Below are 2,607 nucleotides of genomic sequence, written 5' to 3'. Positions count from 1 at the left end.
GGATTTTGAACTACGCAATAGATACCGAATTATTTTTAAGATAAATGCATTTCATAATCTTCTAATGAATATAATACAATTTTTTCAGCATCTATTAGTTTCAACGTAACTTCTTGTTTGATCGCATTAATTGCAATCACTCTACCACGTCCTTCTTCGATGGCTACAACATCTCCTAAATCCGGTAAACGTTGATTCATTTCTTCATAATAGTCATTCTCGTATTTTAAACAACACATTAGTCTACCGCAAACACCCGAAATTTTAGTTGGATTAAGTGAAAGATTTTGTTCTTTTGCCATTTTAATTGACACTGGTGCAAAATCCCCTAAAAAAGTTGAACAACATAATGTATGGCCACAAGGTCCAATACCCCCTAAAAGTTTGGCAGCGTCCCTGTCACCTACTTGTCTTAGTTCTATACGAGTTTTATAAACACTCGCTAACATTTTAACTAACTCTCTAAAATCAATTCGATTCTCAGATACGAAGTTAATAATTAGTTTTTCTTTATTTAATGTATACTCACTTTCTAATACTTTCATCGGCAACCCTAAGTCTTTAACATATTGTTTACAATTGATGAAAGCCTCTTTAGCTAGCTTTTGATTATCTAAATAACGTGCTTTATCTGATGTTGAAGCGTATCTCAAAATAGGTTTTAATGGTAAAAAAACATTTTGTTCTTCTTCTTGTCTATTAGCTAAAACAATTGTTCCTAATTCTTGACCTTTTTGCGTTTCAACAACAACTTCATCTCCAACTTGAAAAACTTGTTGCTCTGGAGAAAAATAATATATACGTCCAATTGGTTTAAAACGTACGCCTACAATTTCTATCATATTTTATCACCCTGTACTTTAATAATTAGTTTTTCCATAACTAATTGACTATTAACATTATGCTCTATTTCTGCTAGTGCTATTAACACTTGTTCAATAATACTCACAATTTTCGCAAGAGGAACTCTTACAATTGTTGCTTTTATTTCGTAATTCAATATACGTTGCTTATTTAACTTATAGTATAGCATATCTTGATAATAAGTAAGTAGTATTCTGTACATAAAAATTTGTTCTTTTTTACTTTTAAATTCAGGTAAAACATCAACAATAGCTAAAATACATAATGGATCAAATAATAATTTGTCTGTAAATACTTTTAATAGATTTATTTGTTTTATAAAATTCTCCTGTGACAATATTAATCTAGCTTTGGTTAAATCTTCAGATAATAAAATAGCTATTTGAATAGCATCTGCTGATAGCTTCGGAAATTCTTCAATTAATTGATGATAACCATTGTGATTAGAATGAGATGAAAAAGTAAGTTGCTGACATCTTGATAAAATGGTTGGTAATATTTTTTGTGGTGATGTGGTAACTAAAATACCTATACTTTGACCTGTCGGTTCTTCAATAGATTTTAATAAACTATTTGATGCTTGCATATTTAATTTATCTGCTTCTAATATAATATAAAATTTATACTTGTCTTCTACTGGTGATGTCATCATAAATTTTTGTAATTCTATACTATCATTCTTTTTTAACATCAATTGTTCAGTAGTTACGATATGTAAATCACGATAATTATTATTTTCTATTTTTTGACAATGACTACATACTAAACAAGGTGATACATCATTTGGAGATAAACACACTAAAGATTTCATTAATAATTTAGCACATGCTAATTGTTCGTCTATATGATCTCCTGAAAATAAATAAGCATGCGATAAATGCTGTTGTTTTAATTCATTCATTAGTACTTTGGCAACTCTTGGTTGCTGTTTCATTAATTGCTCGAATGTCAACATATCCTCTTCCTTTAATTTTATTTCAATTTTTTTTGAATAATTTCACATACTTGATTTACAATTTGCGAAACTTCTTGTGTAGCATCTATTGTAATATAGCGATTATTATGCTCTACAGATAATTTTTCATAACCTTCTTTCACTTGTTTATGAAAATCTAATTGCTCTTTATCAATACGATTTATTTCTCTTTGTTGTGCTTGTTTAATACGCTCTAAACCGATTTCGACAGGCAACGACAGATAAAACGTATAATCTGGCAAATAATCTTCTATTGCAAACATATTCAATGATAGTATTTCAGACATACCTAAGCCACGTGCATAACCTTGATAAGCTAAAGAACTATCTATATATCTATCACATAAAACAATTGTTTCCTGTTCTAATGCTGGTTGAATTTTTTTCTTTAAATGTTCTCTACGTGCTGCTGCAAAAAGTAAAGCTTCTGTACGTTCGTCCATATTTTGTGATTCAAATAACAATGTTCTTATTTTTTCTGCTAGTTCTACACCACCGGGTTCTCTCGTTACTAATACTGAATAATTCAATTTTTTTAAACATTGTGCTACTTGTGAAATAATGGTTGTTTTTCCCGCACCTTCTGTACCTTCAAATGTAATAAATATTCCTTTTTGTTTCTTTTCCATTCATTTTTCCACCTTTTAATCATATAGAAAAGGGCATAATTGGTTATTTTTGCCCTTAATACAGTTTTTCATATATTACTATCATACTTTATTTTAAAGCGACAATCAAACTTAGTATCTATTGCGTAGTTCAAAATC

3 protein-coding genes are annotated in these 2,607 nt (G+C 29.2%); all 3 read right to left on the bottom strand.

The genetic code is table 11. The features are described 5' to 3' along the window. Positions 1 to 35: 35 nt before the first annotated feature. From AC5EAH_RS07940 to tmk, 3 genes are read right to left on the bottom strand one after another with little or no spacing between them, the layout of a single operon-like run. Complete coding sequence (locus tag AC5EAH_RS07940; protein ID WP_493494244.1) at positions 36 to 842, bottom strand: PSP1 domain-containing protein; 807 nt, start codon at positions 840 to 842, stop codon at positions 36 to 38. Then, positions 839 to 1,819, bottom strand: coding sequence for a DNA polymerase III subunit (locus AC5EAH_RS07935; RefSeq protein ID WP_493494243.1), 981 nt, complete (start codon positions 1,817 to 1,819; stop codon positions 839 to 841). Before AC5EAH_RS07935 ends, AC5EAH_RS07940 begins: the two co-directional genes overlap by 4 nt. Positions 1,820 to 1,836: 17 nt before the next feature. After that, positions 1,837 to 2,469, bottom strand: coding sequence for a dTMP kinase (gene tmk / locus AC5EAH_RS07930; RefSeq protein ID WP_493494242.1), 633 nt, complete (start codon positions 2,467 to 2,469; stop codon positions 1,837 to 1,839). Positions 2,470 to 2,607: the final 138 nt, after the last annotated feature.

The sequence above is a fragment of the Staphylococcus sp. B1(2026) genome, from assembly GCF_058895785.1.
The sequence above is the reverse complement of the archived record's forward strand: the minus strand, read 5'-3'. Positions and strand labels throughout refer to the sequence as shown.